Source organism: Rhodanobacter sp. L36, assembly GCF_009765755.1.
Taxonomy (GTDB): Bacteria; Pseudomonadota; Gammaproteobacteria; order Xanthomonadales; family Rhodanobacteraceae; genus Rhodanobacter.
Genome location: NZ_LMUV01000011.1, coordinates 546,323 through 569,502, shown reverse-complemented (window position 1 = coordinate 569,502; position 23,180 = coordinate 546,323). Strand labels below are relative to the sequence as shown.

Annotated in this window: 16 protein-coding genes; 8 read left to right on the top strand and 8 right to left on the bottom strand. The window is 60.4% G+C overall.

Annotated elements, in window-relative coordinates:
• Nucleotides 1-12: 12 nt before the first annotated feature.
• Nucleotides 13-855 carry an SDR family oxidoreductase gene (locus tag GSQ73_RS12330; protein WP_158884395.1) on the top strand — a complete coding sequence of 281 codons (843 nt, stop codon included), beginning with the start codon at nucleotides 13-15 and terminating at the stop codon, nucleotides 853-855.
• A gap of 202 nt (nucleotides 856-1,057) precedes the next feature.
• Entirely contained in the window at nucleotides 1,058-1,981 is a 924-nt protein-coding gene (locus GSQ73_RS12325; protein WP_158884393.1) for an SDR family oxidoreductase, read from the top strand.
• A 689-nt stretch (nucleotides 1,982-2,670) separates the two neighbouring features.
• Here the strand turns inward: GSQ73_RS12325 and bamE are convergent.
• The 5 genes from bamE to GSQ73_RS12300 all read right to left on the bottom strand — a co-directional run bounded on the left by bamE (nucleotide 2,671) and on the right by GSQ73_RS12300 (nucleotide 12,053).
• Nucleotides 2,671-3,516, bottom strand: coding sequence for an outer membrane protein assembly factor BamE (gene bamE / locus GSQ73_RS12320; protein WP_158884391.1), 846 nt, complete (start codon nucleotides 3,514-3,516; stop codon nucleotides 2,671-2,673).
• 86 nt (nucleotides 3,517-3,602) lie between these two features.
• Nucleotides 3,603-9,725 carry an ESPR-type extended signal peptide-containing protein gene (locus GSQ73_RS12315; protein WP_158884389.1) on the bottom strand — a complete coding sequence of 2,041 codons (6,123 nt, stop codon included), beginning with the start codon at nucleotides 9,723-9,725 and terminating at the stop codon, nucleotides 3,603-3,605.
• Nucleotides 9,726-10,671: 946 nt separating this feature from the next.
• Complete coding sequence (locus GSQ73_RS12310) at nucleotides 10,672-10,962, bottom strand: hypothetical protein (protein ID WP_158884387.1); 291 nt, start codon at nucleotides 10,960-10,962, stop codon at nucleotides 10,672-10,674.
• Between the two features lie 72 nt (nucleotides 10,963-11,034).
• Entirely contained in the window at nucleotides 11,035-11,346 is a 312-nt protein-coding gene (locus GSQ73_RS12305) for a hypothetical protein (protein ID WP_158884385.1), read from the bottom strand.
• 62 nt (nucleotides 11,347-11,408) lie between these two features.
• Nucleotides 11,409-12,053, bottom strand: coding sequence for a hypothetical protein (locus tag GSQ73_RS12300; RefSeq protein WP_158884383.1), 645 nt, complete (start codon nucleotides 12,051-12,053; stop codon nucleotides 11,409-11,411).
• 318 nt (nucleotides 12,054-12,371) lie between these two features.
• Here GSQ73_RS12300 and GSQ73_RS12295 point away from each other — a divergent pair, with 318 nt between their 5' ends.
• The 6 genes from GSQ73_RS12295 (at nucleotide 12,372) to GSQ73_RS12270 (ending at nucleotide 20,507) form a co-directional block, all read left to right on the top strand.
• The gene (locus GSQ73_RS12295; RefSeq protein WP_158884381.1) at nucleotides 12,372-13,592 is read left to right on the top strand and encodes a PQQ-dependent sugar dehydrogenase; all 1,221 of its coding nucleotides are present in this window, start codon (nucleotides 12,372-12,374) and stop codon (nucleotides 13,590-13,592) included.
• Nucleotides 13,593-13,822: 230 nt separating this feature from the next.
• Nucleotides 13,823-14,833 carry a ligase-associated DNA damage response exonuclease gene (locus GSQ73_RS12290; RefSeq protein WP_158884379.1) on the top strand — a complete coding sequence of 337 codons (1,011 nt, stop codon included), beginning with the start codon at nucleotides 13,823-13,825 and terminating at the stop codon, nucleotides 14,831-14,833.
• Complete coding sequence (locus tag GSQ73_RS12285; RefSeq protein ID WP_158884377.1) at nucleotides 14,833-16,428, top strand: ATP-dependent DNA ligase; 1,596 nt, start codon at nucleotides 14,833-14,835, stop codon at nucleotides 16,426-16,428. Before GSQ73_RS12290 ends, GSQ73_RS12285 begins: the two co-directional genes overlap by 1 nt.
• On the top strand, nucleotides 16,385-18,829 hold the full coding sequence (locus GSQ73_RS12280; protein WP_158884375.1) for a ligase-associated DNA damage response DEXH box helicase: 2,445 nt from the start codon (nucleotides 16,385-16,387) through the stop codon (nucleotides 18,827-18,829). Before GSQ73_RS12285 ends, GSQ73_RS12280 begins: the two co-directional genes overlap by 44 nt.
• Nucleotides 18,826-19,473, top strand: coding sequence for a ligase-associated DNA damage response endonuclease PdeM (pdeM, locus tag GSQ73_RS12275; protein ID WP_158884373.1), 648 nt, complete (start codon nucleotides 18,826-18,828; stop codon nucleotides 19,471-19,473). The genes GSQ73_RS12280 and pdeM overlap by 4 nt, the downstream gene beginning before the upstream one ends.
• Before the next feature lie 530 nt (nucleotides 19,474-20,003).
• Entirely contained in the window at nucleotides 20,004-20,507 is a 504-nt protein-coding gene (locus GSQ73_RS12270; RefSeq protein WP_158884371.1) for a PepSY domain-containing protein, read from the top strand.
• 77 nt (nucleotides 20,508-20,584) lie between these two features.
• Here GSQ73_RS12270 and GSQ73_RS12265 read toward each other — a convergent pair whose 3' ends face one another.
• From GSQ73_RS12265 to GSQ73_RS12255, 3 genes are all read right to left on the bottom strand, one after another.
• A complete protein-coding gene (locus GSQ73_RS12265; protein WP_158884369.1) occupies nucleotides 20,585-22,138 on the bottom strand; it encodes an FAD-dependent monooxygenase in 1,554 nt (517 codons plus the stop codon).
• A 51-nt stretch (nucleotides 22,139-22,189) separates the two neighbouring features.
• The gene (locus tag GSQ73_RS12260; protein WP_158884367.1) at nucleotides 22,190-22,582 is read right to left on the bottom strand and encodes a VOC family protein; all 393 of its coding nucleotides are present in this window, start codon (nucleotides 22,580-22,582) and stop codon (nucleotides 22,190-22,192) included.
• An 86-nt stretch (nucleotides 22,583-22,668) separates the two neighbouring features.
• Nucleotides 22,669-23,151, bottom strand: a complete 483-nt coding sequence (locus GSQ73_RS12255) for a hypothetical protein (protein ID WP_158884365.1) — start codon at nucleotides 23,149-23,151, stop codon at nucleotides 22,669-22,671.
• Nucleotides 23,152-23,180 lie beyond the last annotated feature (29 nt).

Sequence of the window (23,180 nt, the reverse complement as noted above, 5' to 3'; positions counted from 1 at the left end):
ACGGAGATTGATATGGCACAAAGAACTTGGCTCATCACTGGTGTGAACAGCGGTTTCGGCCGACACATGACGGAACAACTGCTCGCGCGCGGCGATCGCGTGGCGGGCACCGTTCGCCAAATGGAGGCGATGAACGACCTCAAGCAGAAGTACGGCGATCAGCTTTGGCTGAGCCATCTCGACATGACGGACACGTCCGAGATTCAGCAGGTCGTGGATCAGGCGTTCGCGCAGCTCGGCCGGATCGACGTCTTGGTAAGCAATGCCGGCTACGGCCTCTTCGGCGCCGCCGAAGAACTGAGCGACGAGCAGATCATTCATCAGCTGAACACCAATCTGGTCGGCCCGATCATGCTGATCCGCGCAGCTTTACCCCATCTGCGAGCGCAAGGCGGTGGACGCATCCTCGGCCTGTCGACTTTTGGTGGTCAGGCGACACTTCCAGGAGGTTCGCTTTACCACGCAAGCAAGTGGGGTCTTGAAGGTTTCCTAGACTCGATCGGCCTAGAGCTTGCCCCCTTCAATATCGGCGTCACCATCATCGAGCCAGGTGGGGCCCGTACCAACTTCCGCGGCGGCAGCGTCAAGCTCGGCAAACAAATGGACGCTTACAAAGGCACGCCCGCAGCTTTCGTCTACGTGATGATCAAAGACACATCGCGCCCCGCTCCGGGTGATCCGGAAAAGGTGTCGGCAAAAATCATTGCCAGCGTCGATCAGGAACCTGCGCCGAAGCGGATCGTGATGGGCAGCGATGCTTACACGATTATTCAGAAGGCGTTGTCGGATCGTTTGGCTTCAATTGAAGCGCAAAAGGATGAGGCAGGCTCGACCAACTTCCCGGTGAGCGCTTGATCACTGCCACTGCCCGTCTCCCTCGTCGACAGCAAGCGTGGAAAGCGGCGCCCATGGCCACAGGTTCGTCGGCGACATCTCCGACACGCAATGACGATCGCGACGCATTGAGCCGAGTGCGGCCTCTCCGCATGGAGAAGAGCGAGCGCTTGTCGGCCAAATGCAAACACGTGATGAAACTTCAATACGAAGGAATACAGACATGACGACCTGGACTGCTGAAAGCATCCCCGATCAATCCGGCAAACTGGCCATCATCACCGGTGCAACTGGCGGTCTTGGACTTGAGACCGCGCTGGGATTGGCTGCCGCGAAGGCTGACGTCATCTTGGCTGGACGCAATCCGACCAAAGGGCGCCATGCGGAAGCATGGATCCGCCAGAAACATAAAAATGCGAACGTCCGATTCGAACTCGCTGACATGGCCAGTCTGACTTCGATTCAGAATTTCGCTAACCGCATGCTCGCCGCAGGTCGGCCAATCAACATGCTGGTAAATAACGCAGGCATCATGGCGCCGCATGATCGCGGGACCACGGCGGACGGGTTCGAGTTGCAGTTTGGCACCAACTATCTCTCTCATTTCGCGCTGACTGCGAGACTTCGACCACTTTTAAGCGCAGCGAAAGCGCGCGTGGTTCAGTTGTCCAGCTTCGGGCACCGCACAGGCGCAATCCAGCTCGACGATCTCAACTACGAGCATGGGTACAAGCCATTCCCGGTTTATTCTCAGTCCAAGCTCGCCATGCTCATGTTCGCGCTCGAGCTTGATCGACGAAGCAATGCGAATGGCTGGGACTTGACCAGTGTCGCAGCGCATCCGGGTTTCGCGCGTACGGACCTGTTTGCCAACGGTCCGGCGCCCAAGGCAAATATTTTCTTGCGCACTATTATCCCTGTCGCAAAAAGTCTCATGGGTCAATCGGCCGCTGCGGGAGCGCTGCCTACACTGATGGCTGCAACGATGCCTGGAGTGAAGGGTGGTCAATATTTTGGCCCGCAGGGCTTCAAGGAATTCAAAGGGCCGCCGGGCCCAGGAAAGATCGAATCACAGGCGTTGGACGTGAGCGTGGCCTCGAAGCTTTGGAACGCATCCGAGGGGTTAACGGGCATTGTATTCCGCTAAATGGTAGTCACACCTTGCGTGGAAGTCGTTTCGTAAAAATCGACACGATAGCGCTTCCGAAATTCTATGAGTCGAAGTGGACAGTACGTTCGCAGCGCTAGCGAATGAGCAGCTCTATGGCCGCATCGCCGCAGCCATGTCCGTTTTTTGACCAGCTGTAAGAGATTGTGCTGAAAGAGTCTGCAGGTGCGCGCATATAAATCCCAATGTCGCCAATCCACGCAATATCCGTCGCATAGGGCCGTCCGTTGCTTTTCGCGCCAGGTCCGCTTTGGGTCGGAAGCGGACCTCTCGGTCAGCCACCCGCGCGCCGCTTTCCACGCAGAATCTGCACCCACTGGCGAAGGCCAAACATCAAGGCGATGGCGCAGAGCAGGCCTACCACTAGTTGTCAGAGTTCCAAGCTACGAAATGGGAAACCCGCGAGCGCGACCAAACCAAAGATGACGAGCGAACCGGCAATCAGCCAGAACACCGTAGTTGCGATTTTGTCACCCATTCGAGCTTCCCCTTGACCCTCGTGACACCAGCATAGAAAGATCCGCTTTGGGTCGAAAGCGGACGTTTCGCGTGATCGAACACCTTAACCAATCGCGCTGAAAGCGAGAGCTTCTGGAATTTTCAGGGTTTGAACCGGGCTAGATTGAATGGAGCAATCATTCATCGTCATTTGCGCTTGTCGCATGGAGTCAATGTGTGTCGCTGTTTGCAATGCCTTCTACACGAATCTCAACCCTGCGGTTTGGCATCAGGCAGGCGATCAGTGTGTTGCGATCAGCATCCTGGCATTCCTTTACGGGCTCGTTCATGCCACGACCCTCGGCATTAATGTATTGGTCTGACACACCGCGCTTCATGAGATATTGCATGACCGATTTAGCCCGGCGATCCGACAAGTTGTCGTTGTAGGCGGCGCCGCCGAGCCGGTCAGTGTAGCCAACGATGTGGATATGCCGGACTTGGCCATCTTTCGCGACGATCTGAGCTGCCAGCGTATCGAGTTGTTCGAGACCTCCTGACTTGATATCGCCGACCGCTGATTTATCGAACGCGAACAGCGCATCAGTGGATAACGTAAAGACCTCCTCCTTCGCTTCGTGCCGCTCGTGCATCGGCTCATCCAGCATCGCCGCACAGGTTTGTGGCTGCCAGTAGAAACTGCGCGACAATTTCTGCTCGTCGAACAGCACCTTGTACTGACATTGCGTCACTTCATTCGAGCCATGCTTGCGGAAGTTGAAGAGGTAGTTCCATTCGCGCACGCCCCAAACGCCTTCGCTGAAATGCGGCGTGCCGATCAACTGCGCGATCTGATGTTTATTCATGCCGGGCTTGATGAGCCGCAAGTCGGACACGTCTGGAAACGTGCCGTTCTTGTGGATCGGCGTCGTGCTGTCGGGCGATGGCCACACCAGTTGTTCCGCGCTGCTGCCATCGGCAGCAATCTTGTGGCTGATGTTTCCGCAGGCACCCAACGTGCCTGCAACCAGCAACACGGCCATCATCCCAACGCTTCTTGCCAATGAACTATGCATGTTGTTCTCGCTATGTAGGCGCGCATGTCTGCGCGCCGTTCAAGTGATCGACGCTTTCCGACCGGAAAGCGCCGCCGTCATCGGAATTACCAGACCACCGCCGCACCGACGCCCACGCCAGCATCACCGCGCGTGTTGGTCGAGGCGTTCACTTTGAAGATGTAGTGGCCGCTTTCGGTGATGGTCGATACACCGACCGCGATGCCGGTTTCACCGTGAAAATTGCCCAAGGCCACTGCCGCCGAGCTCTGGTTGGGCTGATAGGCCTGCGGCAGACTGGACATCGCCATGGCAGAAGCAACGCCACCGTTCGCGCGGTTGCCGATCGTGTTGAGTTCGCTGTTGATCGTGCTGAGTTTCTGGTCGGTGTAGTTCTTGGCCCAGTTCTCGGCGGTCGTGATGCCCTGGTTCAACTGACCCACGTTTGCAGCATCGGTATTTGCCACGCCCGCACCCAGGTTGTGGATGATGGTCGGGTCGCCACCCGGATCCAGCGTCACGTTGTGGTAGTCGACGCTGCCGTCGCCGTTCTTGTTGTACTGAACGTTGCTGGCGTTGGCCTGCGTCACCGACTGCTTCAACTGGCTCACGTTCACCGCATCGGTGTTTGCAGTACCGGCTGCCACGTTGGTGATCTGGCGCTCATCGCCCGCCGAACCGACCGAGACGCTGTTGTCCCGATCCGTCGTTGAACCCGAGCCGATCGCCACACTGTTGTCGTTGGTCGCTGTCGCGCCTGTGCCGACTGCTGTACTGCCCTGACCCGAAGCCGTGCTGCCGTTGCCTACCGCGGTGCTGTTGTCGCCGGATGCCGTACTTCCATGACCGGCAGCAATGCTGTTGTCACCGGAGGCGACAGATGTCGGACCGATGGCTACCGCGTCGGTGCCGGTTGCCTGGCTGTCCGCGCCAGTCGAGTTGGCGTGGAAGTATTTGCTGTTGGCGTTTCCGTTATTGATGTTGCTGACCACGGTGCCCAGGTTGTCCACCGCCTGGTTGGTGGCATACAGCTGGGAGCCGTTGACCGCATCGGTACTGGTGGCCGTCACCTGCCCGGCTGCCACATTGGTGAGCTGGCGTTCGTTGCCCACGCTGCCCACACTGACCACGTTCGCGGGGTTGATGCCCGCAAAATTGTAGGTCACGCCGTTGATCGTCACGCTGGCCGTATCTACGGACGCCGCAGTGACGGACCCTGCACCCAGCGCAACATCGCCGTCGTTATTGGCCATCGCATTCTCACCGATTGCTACGCTATCAGCACCCAAAGCCTGACTGTCTGCACCGATCGAGTTGGCATGAAAATACTTGATGCCACCGCCATTGTTGATGTTGTCGATGTCGGTGGTGTTCTGCGTCACCTGCTGGTTGGTTGCAAATAGCTGCGAGCCATTCACAGCATCCGTGCTCGAGGCACTTAACTGACCGGCTGCCACGTTCTGAACCTGACGTTCGTGACCGACCGAACCAACCGAAAACGCGCCGTCCGGCGTCGCACCGGCGAAGGCATAGCTAACACCCCCGATCGTTGCACCAGCCGCGGCCACTGTCGCGGCGGTCGTCGATGCCGATCCGACGGCGACATCGTTGGCGAAGTTGGCAACGGCGGTCGGTCCGATCGCCACGCTGTTCGTGCCAGTGGCGGTCGAATCAGCGAGTGTCGAATTGGCGTGGAAGTATTTGATGCCGCCGCCCGCATCGATATTGCCAATGTCGTTGGTGTTCTGTGTCACTTGCTCGTTGGTAGCGAACAGCTGGCTACCATTGACGGCATCCGTCGAAGTGCCGCTCAGCCTGCCCGCCGCGACGTTCTGCACTTGGCGCTCATGACCCGCAGATCCGACCGAAAACGCGCCATCCGGTGTAGCGCCAGCGAAAACATAGTTGACCCCACCAATACTTGCCCCGGTAACCGCTGTGGTTGTCGCAGTAACTGAAGCCGCACCGATCGCCACGTCATCAACGTTGGTGGCCGTCGCTCCATTACCTGCCGCCACGCTGTTACCGCCCACAGCGTTGGCTTCCGGTCCGATCGCCACGCTGTTTGCACCGGTCGGCGTCGAGTCGCCGAGCGTCGAATTGGTATGGAAGTACTTGATACCGCCACCATCGTTGATGGTGCTGATGTCCGTGGTGTTCTGAGTCACCTGTTGGTTCGTGGCGAAGAGCTCGCTGCCGTTGACGGCATCCGTGCTTGTACTGGTCAATCGCCCCGCCGCCACGTTCTGAATCTGACGCTCGTGACCGACCGAACCGACCGAGAATGCACCGTCCGGCGTCGCACCGGCGAAGGCATAGCTGACACCCCCGATCGTTGCGCCGGACACAACGGTGGTTGCAGCCGTCGACGAAGCTGAGCCGATGGCGACGTCGTCGGCAGTATGGGCTGCCGCGCCGTTACCAACAGCAACACTATTGCTGCCGACAGCGTTAGCCAGCGGTCCGACCGCTACGCTGTCGGTACCTGACGCCGCTGAGTCCGCAAGCGCCGAGTTGGCGTGGAAATACTTGATGCCGCCGCCTGCCGTAATGCCATTGACCAGGTTGTCGACGTTATCAATGTTGGTGTTCAAGCCGCTGAGTGCATCGCCAACGTTGTTGTAGCTCGACGTCGACTGGCTACCTGTTGCACTGATGTCGGTAAGGTTGAACGTTGGGCCGGAGACACTGCCGTCCGCGTTGGCGGTCATGTATCCGCTGCCGATCGTGCTGACCAACTGACCTTGCACAGTCTGCAATTGCCGCACGTTGACCGCATCGGTCGCTTGGGTGCCACCGGCAACATTCGTGATCTGCCGCTCGCCACCGGCGCTACCCACCGACACCGCGCCAGATGTCGACGTGATTGCTACGCCCGAGAACAACTCCGGTGCTCCAGCCAGTCCCGTACGATCCGCGCTGCTGCCCAACCCCAGCGCAACCCCACCCACAGCCGTGACCTTGGCCATCTGCCCAATGGCCGTGCCATCGTTCACCGTAACCGCGGCTCCCTGTCCCACCGCAGTGGAACGCGTGCCGGTGGCAACGGCGTTCATGCCAAGCGCTGTCGCATTGTTAGCAGCATTGGCGCCGCGACCAAGCGCGGTTGACTGTGCGGAGGTCGCCTGCGCGTTGGAACCAATGGCCGTCGCTTGCGGACCGCTGGCCTTCGAGCCATCGCCGATCGCCATGCTGTTTTGCGCGCTGGCAACCGACTGGTTGCCGATGGCGATGGTCGAAATGCGTGTCGGGTCACCACTGATGCCGGCCGTCGCGCCATTGCCGATCGCGATGCTGTTGTCGTTCCAAGCTGTGCTGCCCAAGCCTTCGGCCACACTGGCAGTGCCCGCAGCAACAGCCGTCGGACCGATTGCCACGCTGTTTGTGCCGGCCGCACTGGCGTCAGCCAGTGCCGAGTTGGCGCGAAAATATTTAATGCCACTACCACTGTTGATATTGTTGAGAGCCGTGCCGATGTTGCCCACTTCGGTATTCGTTGCGAACAGCTCGCTCCCATTGACGGCATCCGTGCTCGTCGCAGTGACGCGGCCAGCAGCTACATTGGTGATCTGACGTTCTGCTCCATTCGAACCGACGGACACAACGCTCGTGACCCCTGCGCCGGCGCCGGCAAAGTTATAGACGGTGCCGTCGATGGTTGCGCTGGGCGTGACGTTTACGGCGGCCGTCAATGAATTCATCCCGAGCGCTACGTCACCGGCGTTGTTGGATATCGCGCCACTACCGATGGCGACACTGTCTGCACCAACAGGACTGCTATCCGGCCCCGTTGAATTTGCGTGGAAATACTTGGTGCCTGTGGCAAAAATATTGTCAACCTGTGTACCCAAGTTGGTGACATTCGTGTTCGTCGTGTTGAGTTGCGAGCCGTTCACCGCGTCCGAGCTGGTGGGGCTGAGATCACCATCGGCAACGTTGGTCACGGTGACTGGCGTCGTAGCGCCCACACCACCCAGCGTCACACTGGTTTTCCCTGGGTTGTCGTACTGCACAGCGTTATTGGCAGTGGTGGCAACTGATTCGAGTTGACTGACATTCACCGCGTCGTTCGCTTCACTGCCCGCCGCGACTCCTGTGATTTGACGGTTGCCGACATTGACTTCGCCAGACGAAGTTTGAGCTGCGGTTAGGCCAGGAGCGGAGTACCCCGTCAGCGCGCCGCGTGTATCTTGAGCGCCAGAGCCCAGTGCAACATCGTTGTCGAAATTGACTGTGGCGTTAGAGCCGATCGTTACGCCGTTGGCACCGACGGTCCGCGTGTTGTTCCCAAGGGCAACGCTATCACCGCCGATTGCGCTGGCATTGTTACCAACCGCCGTGTCGTCCCCGAGGGCACTACCCGCGTTCGAACCCGCACCCAAGGCTGTATTGCCGCCACCGGTGAAAGTTGTCGCTCCCGAACCGACGGCGGTGTCATTCGCATCTGCAGCCAATGCTCCGGTGCCCGCAGCAAGGCTGTTGGCCCCATTCGATTGGCTGTCCGGACCGATGGCCACCGAATCCGTGCCCGTCGCTTCGCTATCAAGGTCCGTGGAATTGGCGTGGAAATACTTGATGCCCGAACTGTTCACTGCAGCCAGTGCCGCACCAACATTGTTTACCGTGCCAGTGCTGCCATCCGCATTGTAGGTTGTGTAGCTCGGCGTCGAGATCACACCGGTTGCACTGTTGTAAGTGCTGCCACCGCCCAATGCGGCTGCAGCAGCCGCGCCTTCTTTGTTGACGCCCGTCGCCACGGAATTCAACTGCGAGCCATTGACCGCATCCGTGCTGGTGGCAGAAATCACACCGGCGGCGACGTTGCTGATCTGACGTTCGTTACCGAGGGAGCCCACAGACACGACGCCGGAAGCTGCTTTGGCGACCCCCGCAGCAGAGGCGCCGTACAAGGCTGTCACACCGGTCGTCGGCGCGGCAGTAACACTCTTCGCACCCAGTGCCACATCGTTAGAATTTTGGGCCGATGCACCCGAGCCTAGAGCAACACTTGCTGCAGCCGCTGATGCAGTGATCGCACCGCTGCCGACCGCCACACTGTCACTGCCGTTGCTGCTGCTGGTATTCCCCAGCGCAACGCTTCGGTTGCCGATTGCAAGTGTTGATTGACCAGCAGTGTAATTTCCGGCCGGCTGACCCCCGATCGCAATCGCCCCAATGCCTGACGCCTTGGACCAGTCGCCGATCGCAATCCCACTGCCCGAGGTACTCACGGCGTTAGCACTGAACCCGATGGCCACGGGTGTGCCGCCAGGAGATGATCCCGTTGCGCCATTACCGATGACGACTGCGCTGGTCAGGGCTTTTGCTCCCGTACCGATCGCGATCGACCCCAAGCCCCCGCCGGAGGCGTTGGTGTTATTGCCGACTGCCAAATCGCCGTTGGTTGCCGAAATAGCGCCATTTCCGAAACTTAACGCACCCGCTGCTGCGGCAGACGAACTTGCGCCAAAGCTGATTGCGCCGGCACCCGATGCGACAGATGCATTGCCAATAGCGATGCCGTTAGCGCCTGTCGCGCTGGCTGCTGTTCCCGTGGAATTGGCCCGAAAGTATTTGAGACCAAACGTATCGATATTAAGCAGCGCGCTACCCACGCTGGTAGCTGTTCCCGTCGAAAGCGCGTAGCTCGGTGCCGTGATGACTCCAGTCGTACTAATGGCGCCACCTGTACCGCCGAGTGCGGTCAGCAAGCCATTGCCCGTGCTGTAAAGTTCCCCACCATTAACACCGTCGGTGCTTCCCGGAGCTACGGAACCGTTGGCCAATGCTGTCAGCTTCTGATTGTTCAGTGCGAGACCGTCGATGATTGAGCCGGTGCTATTGACGTAAAGCAATCCGCCAAGGCTGAGACTGTTTGAACCCGTACCAGCCGATCCGGCAGGTCCAAAAAAAGTCGAATGGTCTGTCTGTGTTGCGACGTTGGTGTTGCATTTGCTGTTCACCACGCTTCCGGAAAAGACGTTCACGGTAGTGTCCGTGATGACCGCGCACGTTCCGTCCGTACCATCATCAATAAATACTTGCGCTGAGGCAGGTGCACTCACACCGACAGCAACAGCGAAACCGATCATCGTTAAAGCCAGGGCGAACGGTGAGCGTGTTTGGCCCGTCCCGCATGTAGATCCTGAGCGAGCGCTGCTAGCTAGTTCAGACGCCACAACCAGCTGACCCAAGGCGCTGTTCCACACTTTGCTATAGATCTTGTTCATGATGATGTCCGAAATTTAGATAAAAGAATGAGTAGCCCGGCGGAAAGCCAGACTTGCCAGACGTTGCTGGCGCATGCAGTACGAACAGTCTTGTTCTAGCGGTGGCGATGTGCCCCGCCGCGGCAGGACAAGACGAGCAGCGTCCGAAGATCGCCGCGTGAGCTCTGATATTCCCCCTCCCCCTTGTTTACGCACATCGCGGTTAAAGCTCCCCCTGCCATGCAGGCCTTACCCTTCGCTTGCTTGCCTGAAGAACCAATCATTTTCGGTTCGGTACAGGAGCGCGGTTGCACGGACTGTGCCAGCGGTCACATTATTTGTCGAATCTCACAGCTTAAGGGCCTATAGGAGGGTTTTAGGCGCTGAAAAACCAAAGAGACCAAAGCAATAGGGAGTCAACCAGCCACCCTCACGGCAAAAAAAGCGTGCAGCTGTTGACCATGCTTCCGCAGAAAACGTCGCCGGGCAAACCATAAGCCGACGTTGTTCGCCTTCACTTTGAGGCGAATCAACGATAGATAAGGAAGAGTCCCGGGACGTCTTGCCGACGATCGAAGCGGGCAATGCAGTGAGTGGGAGGCTGCGTGCGACTCGTTGCGTGCGAACCAGACAACAGAAAGGTCGTTCAAAGGAAGCGACCCGATCTGCGAAGCGTGCGAGAAACGCGCCGCCGAGTACGCGCCTTTATCAGTCAGGCTTAATTTTTGTTTCCTTCATGCGCCGCGTTGTACGTCTTAAACGTCGTCAGTGGGTTAGCTGTTTTGCGTTTCTGCTCTTCACTTTCGATCCGCCACTTTCAAAGCGCTAAAGCCACTCCGCCCTTTTTGCACGCCGTTACTTGGTCGTCACGATCAGACGCCAACGTATGGGCACTGCCGAGTTGTGCTGATGGTGATGCTCACATTGCTTAATGTTCGCTATGGGTCGAAAGCGGCCACTTTGCTTTTCAAAACGAGATTGCGTACGAAGCGCCATGGAAAATCGGTCTCTTCATTTCCTTAAGAGTCACGAGATCGCCCCTCTTTGCAAACGGTTTGAAGACCCAAACCTGCTTGTTCGAAGGTGTAAGAACAACAACGCATTGGTTTGCTCGCTCGATGACCTCACAGTCCACCACGTGACCAACGACCCGGATGCCAGTGTCTTCAGGAGCATCAATGATGGACCATGACAACACTGCCAGTACCGAACCTGCGGCGAGCATCGTGGCGATTGCCGTTTTACCAGGTTTGCGCACTTAGAGGTCCAACGCTGATAGCTCGCGGCCATGATATTGATCGACCGGTTGCATTGGGTCAAAAGCGGACAACTACCCGCCTACAACTTCCCCGACATAGGTTAGCAACGGAGCAACCTCCGTCAGCGTAAGTGAAACAGGTGATGCGCCCGTTTTGAGGACACTGGGAACGAAATCCAGATCATCATTCAAGTTACCCACTCCTAGCTCACTCGGTGGCTCATCCATTTTGCGAGAATCGTGGGGGAGAATTGACCAGTACATAGGCTGGTCGATGACGACCTCATTAATGCCGCGAGCAATCATCACGTGGTCAAAAAGAGCGTCGACTGCTCTTCGCAACATTGCCAGTTCGATCGTCCGAGTTTGTTTGCCGGTTGCCATGAGCCTTCAACCTCGTTCTCCGGAGTCCGCTATGGGTCAAAAACGAACGTCACACAAACACGTTAGTCAAAGGTGCTTGGTTGCCCCTCGATGCTCGGCAAACCTAGAAGATTTCTAGCACGTTCGACCGTCCCCATAACCTCGGCATCAAATCCGCTGCGAAAGCCTAGGCAGCGCATGAGTTCAGTGGAACGTCGCCTGATGTCAGCAGCCCAAGGCCTGTCCTCTGGATCGGACATCACATCGGCGAAAGAGCGTTTACTCAGTTCTGTTGCACCGGCCAATCCGGCCGCTACGGCTAGGTGGTAGTGATCCCATATTGAAGCTGCTTGCTGATCCGCGAGCCATGCGTGCACATGCGTAACTGACTTAAAGCGCTCGCGCAGGACCACTACCTCTTCGCTTGCACGTTTCGCCAAGCTTCGGGCTATCAACGAGAACTGATCATCGCTTGAGGATGGCTGGAAGTTTTCGACCCGACCTCCCGTATTGAAAGACAAGTATTCCTTCTCGTACCAAAGCCAGCATGCTCCAACGTTCAAGTAACTGCCTTGTGCCCAAGCGGACGGCTGGAACTCAACTACCCCGATCCACCATGCATGATCATCAAGCCAAGTTCTTGATCGTCCTTTCTGCACACAACCAAGAGGCTTGAGGGCTGCTTTAGCCGCTGCATCAATCGAACGCGAATGCTGGGCTGTCGACATTGAAGGTAATTTTGCGCTCAAAAATACGACTGTGAGAAATCCGCTTTGGGTCGAAAGCGGACCTTCGTTTGCCGTTCGCTACGCAAGATCCGCTTCACGCAAACGACCGCAGCAGTCTGATTCAAACGCATAAGGATGGAAATCAATCGGAGGATGAAACTTCTTGCGATTTCAAAGCAGGTAATTGACAAGACACAGTCCGCATCGATCTCCCTTTGCAAAGCAGTTCACAGCCCGAATCAAGGCAAACCATCACACCAAGTCGGCATTCGAAACACTAGGATGTTCAGGATCATCCGGACGCAAAGGAAACAGGCAATGATGAAGCTGGCACACGCGATTGTTCTCTCGGCGCTGCTGACAAGCGCTGCCCATGCGCAGACGAATGCGGGCGATCAGAAACCCGACCCCGATCTTCCCTTCACCGTTACCAAGGTGGCGAGCTTCGATCTGCCGTGGCGCATCGCGTTTCTGCCGGATGGCCGGATGCTGGTGACCGAGAAGGTCGGCCGTGTCGATCTGGTGACGCCGCAGGGCGAGAAAACCGAACTCAAGGGTGTGCCCGCGAGTTATGTCGAGGGTCAGAACGGCATGCTGGGCGTGTTCCTCTCACCGCATTACGCCACCGACCACAATGTGTATCTCACCTATGTGGAACCGGGTGACTACGGCGGTGGGCTGGCGCTGGGCCGGGGCAAGCTGGTGCTGGATGGCAAGAAGCCCGGGCTGGACGGTTTTCAGGTGATCTGGCGACAGATGCCCCGGGGCAAGGGCGGCCAGGCAGGCGCGCAGATCGCGTTCTCGCCGGATGGCAAATATCTCTTCCTCACGGTCGGCGACCGCCAGCGCTTTACGCCCGCGCAGGATCCCAACCAACCGGTCGGCAAGATTCTTCGGCTGACGCTGGATGGCAAACCCGCGCCGGGTAACCCGTGGGCAGGCAAGGTCGGCGCGCAAAGCATTCCGCTGATCGATCCGGCCGCCGATACCGAGAAGGCCAAGACGGCACCGGTGGTGAGCACGTATACGTTCCCCACGCCCAACCTCACGCCGTCGGAAACCTGGAGCATCGGTCACCGCACACCGTATGGCCTGGCCTTCGGCCCCGATGGCCGGCTGTGGGAACTGGAACATGGCCCTCGCGGCGGCGACGAGTTGAACCTGATCAAGCGCGGCAAGAATTACGGCTGGCCGCTGGTTTCCTATGGCATGAACTACAACGGCGTGCCGATCCCCAGTCCCGATACGCGGCCCGACCTGGTCAAGCCGGTGATCTATTGGGTGCCGGTGATCGCGCCGGGCAACCTGATGTTTTACAAGGGTCACCTCTTTCCGAAATGGAATGGCAGCGCCTTGCTGAGTGGTCTGGTCAGCGAGGGAATCATCCGCGTCACGTTCGACGGCAAGGGCGGCGCCACGGCGGTGCAGCGCTGGACCATCGGCAAACGCATCCGCGATATCGAGGAGGCGCCGGACGGCTCGCTGTGGATGCTGCAGGACGCCGATGACGGCGGGCTGTTTCACGTCACGCCGAAATAATCCGACGGCCCGATGTCCTCAGATCCACTGGTGTGCTGAGGACACGCCGTTGTCGATGGATGGCTGATCCAGCAGATGGCGCGCTTGCGAAAGCGCGCCATTTTTCATGGCTCATGCGTTGACTGCCGGTACACCGCTCACGAAGCGAATGCTTGTCATCGCGGTGAAAGTCGGAAATGCCCCGACCCACCTTGCCGCCGCATTGACGCCGCCGCGCCTAACGTCGAGTGATGTCCGATCCCCTGCTGCAACCACGTCCCGAAGGTCTCTACTGCCCCGCCGGTGATTTCTTCATCGACCCGATGCTGCCGGTGGCGCGGGCGGTGGTGACGCATGCGCATGGGGATCACGCGCGCTCGGGCAGCGGCCGTTATCAGGTGGCGGCGGCAGGCATCGGGTTGATGCGAGAACGGTTGGGGCACGACGCGGTGATCGACGCGCATGGCTACGGCGAGGTGTTCGCGATGGGCGATGTTTCCGTATCGCTGCATCCATCGGGACACGTGCTTGGCGCCGCACAAGTGCGCATGGCATACGACGGTCGCGTGGTGGTGGTGTCGGGTGACTACAAGCGCGAGCCGGACCCGACCTGCGTGCCGTTCGAACCGATGCCGTGCGATGTGTTCGTCACCGAGTCGACATTCGGACTACCTGTGTATCGCTGGCCGCCGATGGCGCAGGTGATCGACGACCTGCTCGCCTGGTGGGACGACTGCGCGCGCCGGCAGGTGCCGGCCGTGTTGTTCTGCTATGCGCTCGGCAAGGCGCAACGCATCCTGGCCGAACTGGCGTTGCGCACGGATCGCGGCGTGCACCTGCATGGCGCGATGTTGCGGCTGGTGGAAAGTTATCGCGAGGCCGGCGTGCGCATGGTGCCCACGGAACCGGTCGGCGAATCGGCGCGTGGCCGCGACTTTGCCGGCGAGCTGATTCTCGCGCCGCCCTCCGCAGCGGGATCGCCGTGGATGAAACGCTTTGCGAAGGCATCGACGGGTTTCGCATCCGGCTGGATGCAGATACGCGGCAACCGTCGGCGTCGCGGTTACGACCGCGGCTTCGTGGTGTCCGATCACGCCGACTGGCCCGGGCTGCTGAAAAGCATCAGGGACAGTCAGGCGAAACGCGTCTACGTGACACACGGCGATGGCGAAACGCTGATCCGCTATCTGCGCGAGCAAGGGCACGATGCGCAACCGCTGCGCGTGCTTCGCGGCAGCGACAACAACGAGAGCGGCGGCTGATGCAACGTTTCGCGGCGCTCTACGCCGAACTCGATCGCACTGCTTCCACGCTGGCCAAGCGCGAGGCCATCGCGAGTTATCTGCGCGATGCGCCCGCCGCCGATGCGGCATGGGCGGTGTACGTGTTGGGCGGCGGAAAGTTGCGCCGGCTGGCGACGTCCACCGAGTTGCGCCAGGCATTGTCGGCGAGCACGGGCTACGCGGACTGGCTGATTGACGAGAGCTACGAAAAGGTCGGTGATCTCGCCGAGACGATCACGCTGATGCTACCCGCCGGCGACGGCACATTGGCGGACACATCGCTGCAATCGTGGATGGAAGAAAAACTTCCCGCACTCGGGCGGCTCGAAAGCGCGGAACGCATCGAACAACTGCGCGAGTGGTGGCGCAGGCTGCCGTCGACACAGGTATTCCTGCTCAACAAGCTGATCACCGGATCGATGCGCGTGGGCGTGTCCCAACGGCTGGTGGTGCAGTCGATCGCGCAGTGGTCGGAACAATCCACCGACCTCATCGCCCATCGCATGAGCGGTCCTTGGAGACCCGACGCTGCTGCGCTGCAGGCATTGACGCGCGATGCGGACGAAGGCGAGCACCTTGCCGATCGACCCTACCCTTTCTTTCTCGCGTCGCCGCTGGAAAACGACGTCGAAACATTGGGCGAACCTTCGCTGTGGCTGGCGGAATGGAAATGGGATGGCATCCGCGCGCAACTGATGCGCCGCGACGACAACGTCGGTTTGTGGTCGCGTGGCGAGGAACGTCTGGACGGCCGTTTCCCCGAGATTGAACGCGCCGCGTTGTCGTTGCCGGCCGATGGCGTGCTGGATGGCGAAGTGCTTGCGTGGGATGCGGCGAGCATGATGCCGCGCCCGTTCACTGCATTGCAGAAACGCATCGGCAAACTCAAACCCGGCGCGAAACTGCTGACCGACGCGCCGGTGCGTTTCATGGCGTACGACCTGCTGGAAATCGACGGCGTCGATCTGCGCGAACGGCCGTTGCAGGAACGCCGCACGCTGCTCGCCGGCCTGCTGGAGAAAACCGATGCGGCCTTGATGCTGTCGCCATCGATCGTCGCCGATGCATGGGAGGCGCTTGCCACGGAACGCGAGGCATCGCGCGAACGGCAGACCGAAGGCCTGATGCTGAAGCGGCTCGATTCGCCCTATCGCGTTGGCCGCAAGCGCGGCGACTGGTGGAAGTGGAAGATCGATCCGCACACGCTCGATGCAGTGCTGCTGTATGCGCAACCCGGCCACGGACGGCGCTCCGGCCTGTTCACCGATTACACCTTCGGCGTGTGGGACGGCGACACGCTGGTACCGGTGGCGAAGGCCTATTCGGGACTTGATGGCGCCGAGATCGAACGGCTCGATCGCTGGATTCGTGCGCATACCACCGATCGTTTCGGGCCGGTGCGCGCGGTGGATGCAGAACAGGTGTTCGAGCTCGCGTTCGAGGCGGTGCAGTTATCCGGCCGACACAAGTCCGGCGTGGCCGTGCGTTTTCCGCGCATCCTGCGCTGGCGTACCGACAAGGGCATCGGCGATGCCGACAAGCTCGACGACCTCCGCCGCCTGGCGTCGGGCTGAGGCCCGCCTGCGTGCCTGGTTCGCGACGATGGGTCGCAAGCCGGCACCGTTCCAGCGCGCCGCGTGGCGCGCGTGGGCCGATGGCCGCAACGGACTGATCCATGCGCCCACGGGCACGGGCAAGACGCTGGCCGCGGCCGGTGGACCGATGATCGACGCGGTGTTGCGACCCGAACGCGGTTTGCAGTTGTTGTGGATCACGCCGCTGCGCTCGCTCGCCACCGACACCGCACAACATCTCACCGCCGCGGTCGAAGCGATGGACCTGCCGTGGCGCGTGCTGCGTCGTACTGGCGACAGCACCAGCAGCGAGCGCGCGAAGCTTCGTCGCGGCGATTGCGAGCTGCTGGTGACCACGCCGGAGAGTCTCGCGCTGTTGCTCAGTTATCCCGATGCCGCCGAACGCTTCAGCCATCTGCGCGGCGTGGTGGTCGACGAGTGGCACGAGCTGATCGGCAACAAGCGCGGCACGCTGCTGCAACTCGGGCTATCGCGCTTGCGCACCTTGCAACCGGACATGCGTGTGTGGGGTTTGTCGGCGACGCTCGGCAATCTCGATGAAGCACTGGCGACGCTCGCCGGTGACGGTGTTCTGATCGGAGGTGGCGCCAGCAAACGCACGCAGATACAAACCGCGCTACCCGATGCGGGCGAACGTTTTCCATGGGCCGGGCATCTTGGCCTCAAGCAACTCGCGCGCGTGTTGCGCGCGGTGCTCGACGTACGCTCCGCGCTGGTGTTCGCCAATACGCGCTCGCAGGCGGAGCTGTGGCACGAGGCACTGGCATCGGTGTGGCCGGAGTCGCCGGAGACGCTGGCGATCCATCACGGCTCGATCGATCCCAAGCTGCGCTTCGCCACCGAGGAAGGCTTGCGCCAGGGCACGCTGCGTTGCGTGGTGGCGACGTCGAGCCTCGATCTCGGCGTGGATTTTTCCAGCGTCGAACGCGTCATCCAGATCGGCAGTCCCAAAGGTGTGGCGCGCTTGCTGCAACGTGCAGGTCGCAGCGGACACGCGCCGGGATTGCCATCGAAAATTCTGTGCGTGCCGACGCACCTGCTGGAGCTGGCGGAAATCGCGGCGGCACGTCGCGCACTCGCTGCGCATCATCTGGAACCACGTCGCCCGTTGCGCGGTTGCCTCGATGTGCTCGCGCAACACCTGCTGACGCGCGCGCTCGGCGGCGGTTTCGAGGCCGAGCAGGCGTATGCGGAAATCGGCAGCACACGTGCCTACGCGCAGTTGCCACGCGCGCAGTTCGACGCGGTACTGGCGTACCTGCAGCACGGTGGCACCGCGCTGGCCGGCTATCCCGAATATCACAAGCTGCAGCGCGCCGACGATGGCCGCTATCACGTCGAAAGCAAACGCGTCGCGCGGCTGCATCGCTTGTCGATCGGCACCATCACCGCCGACGGCAGCCTGCAGGTGCGCTACATGAAAGGCGCGCGGCTCGGCGCGGTGGAAGAAAGTTTCGTGTCGCGCTTGCGACCGGGAGATCGCTTCCTGTTCGCCGGGCGCCATCTCGAACTCGTGCGCGTACGCGACATGACGGCATACGTGCGGCAGGCATCGAATCGACAAGGCGGCGTACCGCGATGGATGGGCGGACGCATGCCGTTGTCCGGCGAACTCTCTGCCGAATTGCGTCGCACGCTGGCCGACGCCGACGCGCCCGACGCGGAGATGCGCGCGCTCGCGCCGCTGCTGGCGATCCAGCGCAAGCAGTCGCGCTTGCCACAGGTCGATGAAGTGCTGATCGAGCGCACGCACACGCGCGAAGGCGATTACCTGTTCGTGTATCCGTTCGCCGGACGTCTCGCGCACGAAGGCCTTGCCGCCGTGCTCGGCTATCGCCTCTCGCAAATCGCCAAGGCCGATTACGGCTACGCGGTCAACGATTACGGACTCGCGATTACCGCGCGCAAACTGCCGCCGCTCGACGCCGAATCGATGCGCCAGTTGCTGCATCCATGGAACCTGCGTCGCGACATCCGGGCCAGCATCAACCTCACCGAACTGGCGCGGCGACAGTTTCGCGAAGTGGCGCGCGTCGCCGGGCTGGTGTTCAACGGTTACCCCGGCGGCGGCAAGACATTGCGCCAGTTGCAGGTCTCCAGTGGACTGCTGTTCGACGTGCTGCGCCAGCACGATCCTGGCCATCCATTGCTATGGCAGGCCGAACACGAGGTGCTCGACCAGCAACTCGATTACCCGCGCCTGCGCGACTGCCTGATTCGTTGCGCGCGCAGCCGATTGCTGTGGGTCGAAACGCCGCGACTCACGCCGCTGGCGTTTCCGTTGTGGGTCGAAAGATTGCGCGGCGGCGTGCACGCGGACGACTGGAAAAGCCGCGTCGATCGCATGCTGGCCACCCTCGAAAAGGCCGCCGACCGATGAACGAACTGCGCATGCGCATCGCCGGCGAATCGTGGACGCTGCACGCCGAACGCGCGATGTACTGGCCGCGACACAAGGCGCTGCTGGTCACCGATGTGCACTTCGGCAAGGGCTCGGTGCTGCGTCGCGCGGGACTCGCCGTGCCAACCGGCCAGACCTCAGGCGACCTCGCGCGACTTGACGCATTGATCGCGCATTACGAACCGCAACGCGTCTTCGTGCTCGGCGATCTCGTGCACGGCGCCGCGCCGCTCGACGCGCCATGGATTCGCATGGTCAGTGCATGGCGACAACGCCACGCCGCCATCGCGATGATCCTCATCGCCGGCAATCACGATCGCCATTTCGACGCGCGTGAACTCGGTTTCGAAGTCATCACCGAATCGCTGCGCATCAGCGACATCGTGCTGCGCCATGCGCCCGGCGAGATCGACGGCTGCTACGTGCTGGCCGGTCACGTGCATCCCGGCGTACTGCTGCACGACGGCTGGCGCAGGCATCGATTGCCCGCGTTTCGGTTTGACGAACACTGTGGGTTGTTGCCGGCATTCGGCACGCTGACCGGTTTGCACGAAACACCGCCAGCACCCGGCGAGCGCATTGTCGCCGTCACGCCCGCCGGCTTGGTACCGATGGGCCCATGAAATAGCTGGCGCTATCCACTGTTGAAGAACTCTTTAGAGACTTCGTCATTCCGGCGAAGGCCGGAATCGCACTTGGTGTGGAGCAGAGCCTTCACGCTGATACAGAGCGCGAGTCACTTTTCTCTGATGACCAGAGAAAAGTAACCAAAAGAGAGGCCACCCCACTTGGCGCTTGCCGAGCTTCGCCGGCAAGTCCGTGAGCCGTGGCCGGGCTTTTCGACAGGACTCCTGTCGATTCCCCTGCGGGCCTGCCGTCCACACCTCACCGCCGCACAGGGATTGAAGATCAAGAGCGCAGATCAAGAGCCACAAAAAGCTCGTCGCTCGGATGATGAATTCGCGACGAAGGGCGCCGTTGATTCAGTTGCTGAATACCTATGGCCGAGCGCCCACCATGAGTTTCCATGACGCCGCGTCCACATAACTGAACCGCACCTACGCCACGCTTCGCAGTGACGCAGGATTTCACATCACCATCCGCAACACGGTGATCCCATCACTCTGGCTTCAAGCCCCCAAAGGAGTTCACCATGATCAAGCGTCTGCTTCCTCTGTTGATCGCGTTGTCGATGGGCAGCGTTGCCTTCGCTCAGGACACGCCGCCCGCAACCGCGCCGGCTACTGGCGCCACGGAAACCACCACCACGGTTACTACGTGGACCACCACCCAACCGGTGGGCGCACTGACCCAGGACGCCATCGAAACATCGATCGCGAATGCCGGCTACAAGGAAGTCGAGAACCTGAAATTCAAGGATGGCGTGTGGCGCACCAAGGCCCGCGGCGGCAACAAGCAGTGGGTCAAACTTGAGGTCGGCCCGATGACCGGCAGGGTCTATCCGGCGAATGCGCCGTCCAAGCTCAACGAAGACGAAATCAGCGCCAAGCTGGCTGGTGCCGGCTATCAGAACGTCAAGCATGTGAAGTTCGACGACGGCCTGTGGAGCGCCGATGCCAAGACGCCGCATGGCGAGGACGTTGCCGTGCTCGCCGACCCCACCGATGGCAGCGTGGTCGCCAAATCGCGCGATTGATGCCTGTGGTTTTGTTTTTGTACTGATGAAAAACCCGGCGCCGTGATGGCGCCGATTTTTTTTCAACCGAAGTCTGGCTACGGTTTCCGATGACGACCCGACAACGCGTCGCTTGAGGAAACAGGCACCGCGATGCGTCGCAAATACTCCATCAGCGGCGCCGCATCGACATGCCTTGTGACCATTCCGACATAGTTGTCCGGCCTGATCACGAACAACGCTTCGTCGCCATAAGCAGCTCGCGCGTGATCGTGCTCATCCACAATGTTCGTCATGTCATCGGATGACGCAGCAATGACGTAGCCCCGCACGTCGTCGCCGAACGCTGCAATGCAATCGTCGATCAACGGTCGCCAACGTGCGCCGAAACCGAGCAGCGTGATGTGTGGCCCGCGCAGCAGGTCGAAGACGCGCATCGATCGGCCGGCTGCGGACAAGCCCGGCGCATCCGGCGCGCGATCGCCGGCACGCAAACCTTCGCCTTCCGCACGCGCGTCCTGCGACAGGCCTCCATGGCGATATCCAAGGCCGAGTTGCATGGTTTTTTCATCGCGACTGAACACCATGCCGCGCGCCGCGATGGCGGCATTCATCAGTTCGCTGGAAACGCCGAGCACCCACGACGCGATGGGCAACCGTTCCTCGCCATAGGTGTCGACAAGGCTTTCATCGCAACCACGCAGCACGGCGGCGAGTTTCCAGCCCAGGTTGTACGCGTCCTGGATACCGGTGTTCATGCCCTGCCCGCCGGCCGGTGAATGCACGTGCGCCGCGTCGCCGGCCAGAAGCACGTGGCCGTCGCGATAGCGGTCGACCATGCGCACGTTGGCGCGCCACATCGACTCCCATGCGGTGTCTTCGACACGGATGTTCCGCTGCCGCGTGCGTTGATCGATCAGGCGCTGAAAAGCTTCGCGCGAGGGTTGGTCTTCCTGCCCCGGCGCGATCGATATCTGCAGCTGAAATACGTCGGTGGAAGGTAGCGGACATAGCGCGAGAAAGCCCTCTTCGCTGCGCCAGATGTGCCAGTGCTCGCGATCGAGTCCGCTCACGCGTATATCGCCAAGCATCATGCGGACTGTCTCCAGGGTTTCGCCGAGAAACGAAATCCCCGTCTGCTGACGGACGGAGCTCTTGCCGCCATCGCAACCGATCAACCAGCGGGCACGCACGGTGGTTTGGCCGTCCAAACTGTTGAGCTGTGCGGTCACGCCATCATCATCCTGCGCAAAGCTCGACAGCGTCACGCCGAATTCGACCTCGCCACCAAGCTCGGCGAGCTTCGCGCGCAACGCCTCCTCGACGCGCCATTGCGGCGTCAGCAACGTCGACAGGTATGGCGCATCCGGCCTCGGTGGAATATCTCGTCGCGGAGCCTCGGCGGGTGCGCCGGTCTCGTCGTACCGAAGCATCTTGATGCCGAAGCTGCCGTTGCCGATCACGCGATCGACGATGCCCAGATCGTCAAACAATTCCAGCGTTCGCGGCTGCAGCCCTTTTCCGCGCGATCCCGTTTGCGCTGAAGGCGAAGCTTCGATGATGCGAAATCGCACCTTCCGCTGCGCCAGCATGCAAGCCAGGGTCAGACCCGTCGGGCCCGCGCCGACGATCAGCACATCGATGTTCGGCATGGGTGGTCTCCTTGCGTTGATGGCTGTCGGACGGCTTCTTGAGATGCGTGCTCACAGCGGTCGGTAAAATTGCAGGCCATTCTGTCCGGGATCACGAAGATGAAACTCCCGCGTTCCCCACGGCGTGTTCGCTGGTACTGCCCATGGGCTCACATGCGTAGCGCCCGGATCGATGCAGCCGCTTTCGACGAACTCGCGATGGATCGCATCGACGTCGCTGACGACAAAACGATACACGGGACGATCCACCGGATACGCCCATTGCTCTGAATCCGCCCACTGCAGATGGAGCTGCACGCCATCGCGCGTCACTCCCGCGTACCTGGGGTCGTCAGGATGATCCTGGAATGCCAGAACGAATCCGAGGCGACGATAAAAGTCGATCGACGCCGCCACGTCGCGTGCCATCAGAACGGGATGAATTGTCTGAAGCATGGATGCCATGGTTGTCTCCCGAATGACACGCGTTTGAATGATGTCGCTTCGTGCTTCATTGAAACTTCGGTCGCGGAAAACCAGGCACGTCCGCTCTAACCAAGCGCCGCTCCGACGAAAATCAGGATCAGCGTGGCAACGATCGCCACGACTCCCATTCTGAAAATAGCGCGCTGGGATGGGCCATAACCGTCCGCTGGAGAATTGCAGTCTTCAGCTTCCAGGGCACGTCGCGCCCAGGGGATTCGATAGACGAGGAAGTTCGCCAGCATGAATGCCGGGAACATGCCGACAAGCATGGACGGAAAAATGATCAAGCCCGTAGTCAGGCGCATAGGCCCATCGAAGAACGCGCCAGCTGAGGCGTTCAACGCTGGATTGAATGCCAGATGGATAAGTTCACCCAGCCGGACAAACAGGAAGGCGAAGGCGGCCCAAAGTGGAAGGCCAAACAGTGGAAGCAAGAGATTCCAAGGACTTTTGCGTCGCTGTGATCGACGCTGAGCATTGTCCAGCCAGTCTCCCGTTTTCAGTTCCTTGGTGAAACGCGCTATTTGGTCTTTGTCATCGCTGTTCATTTTTCACTCTCGAAAGTCATCGCCACTAG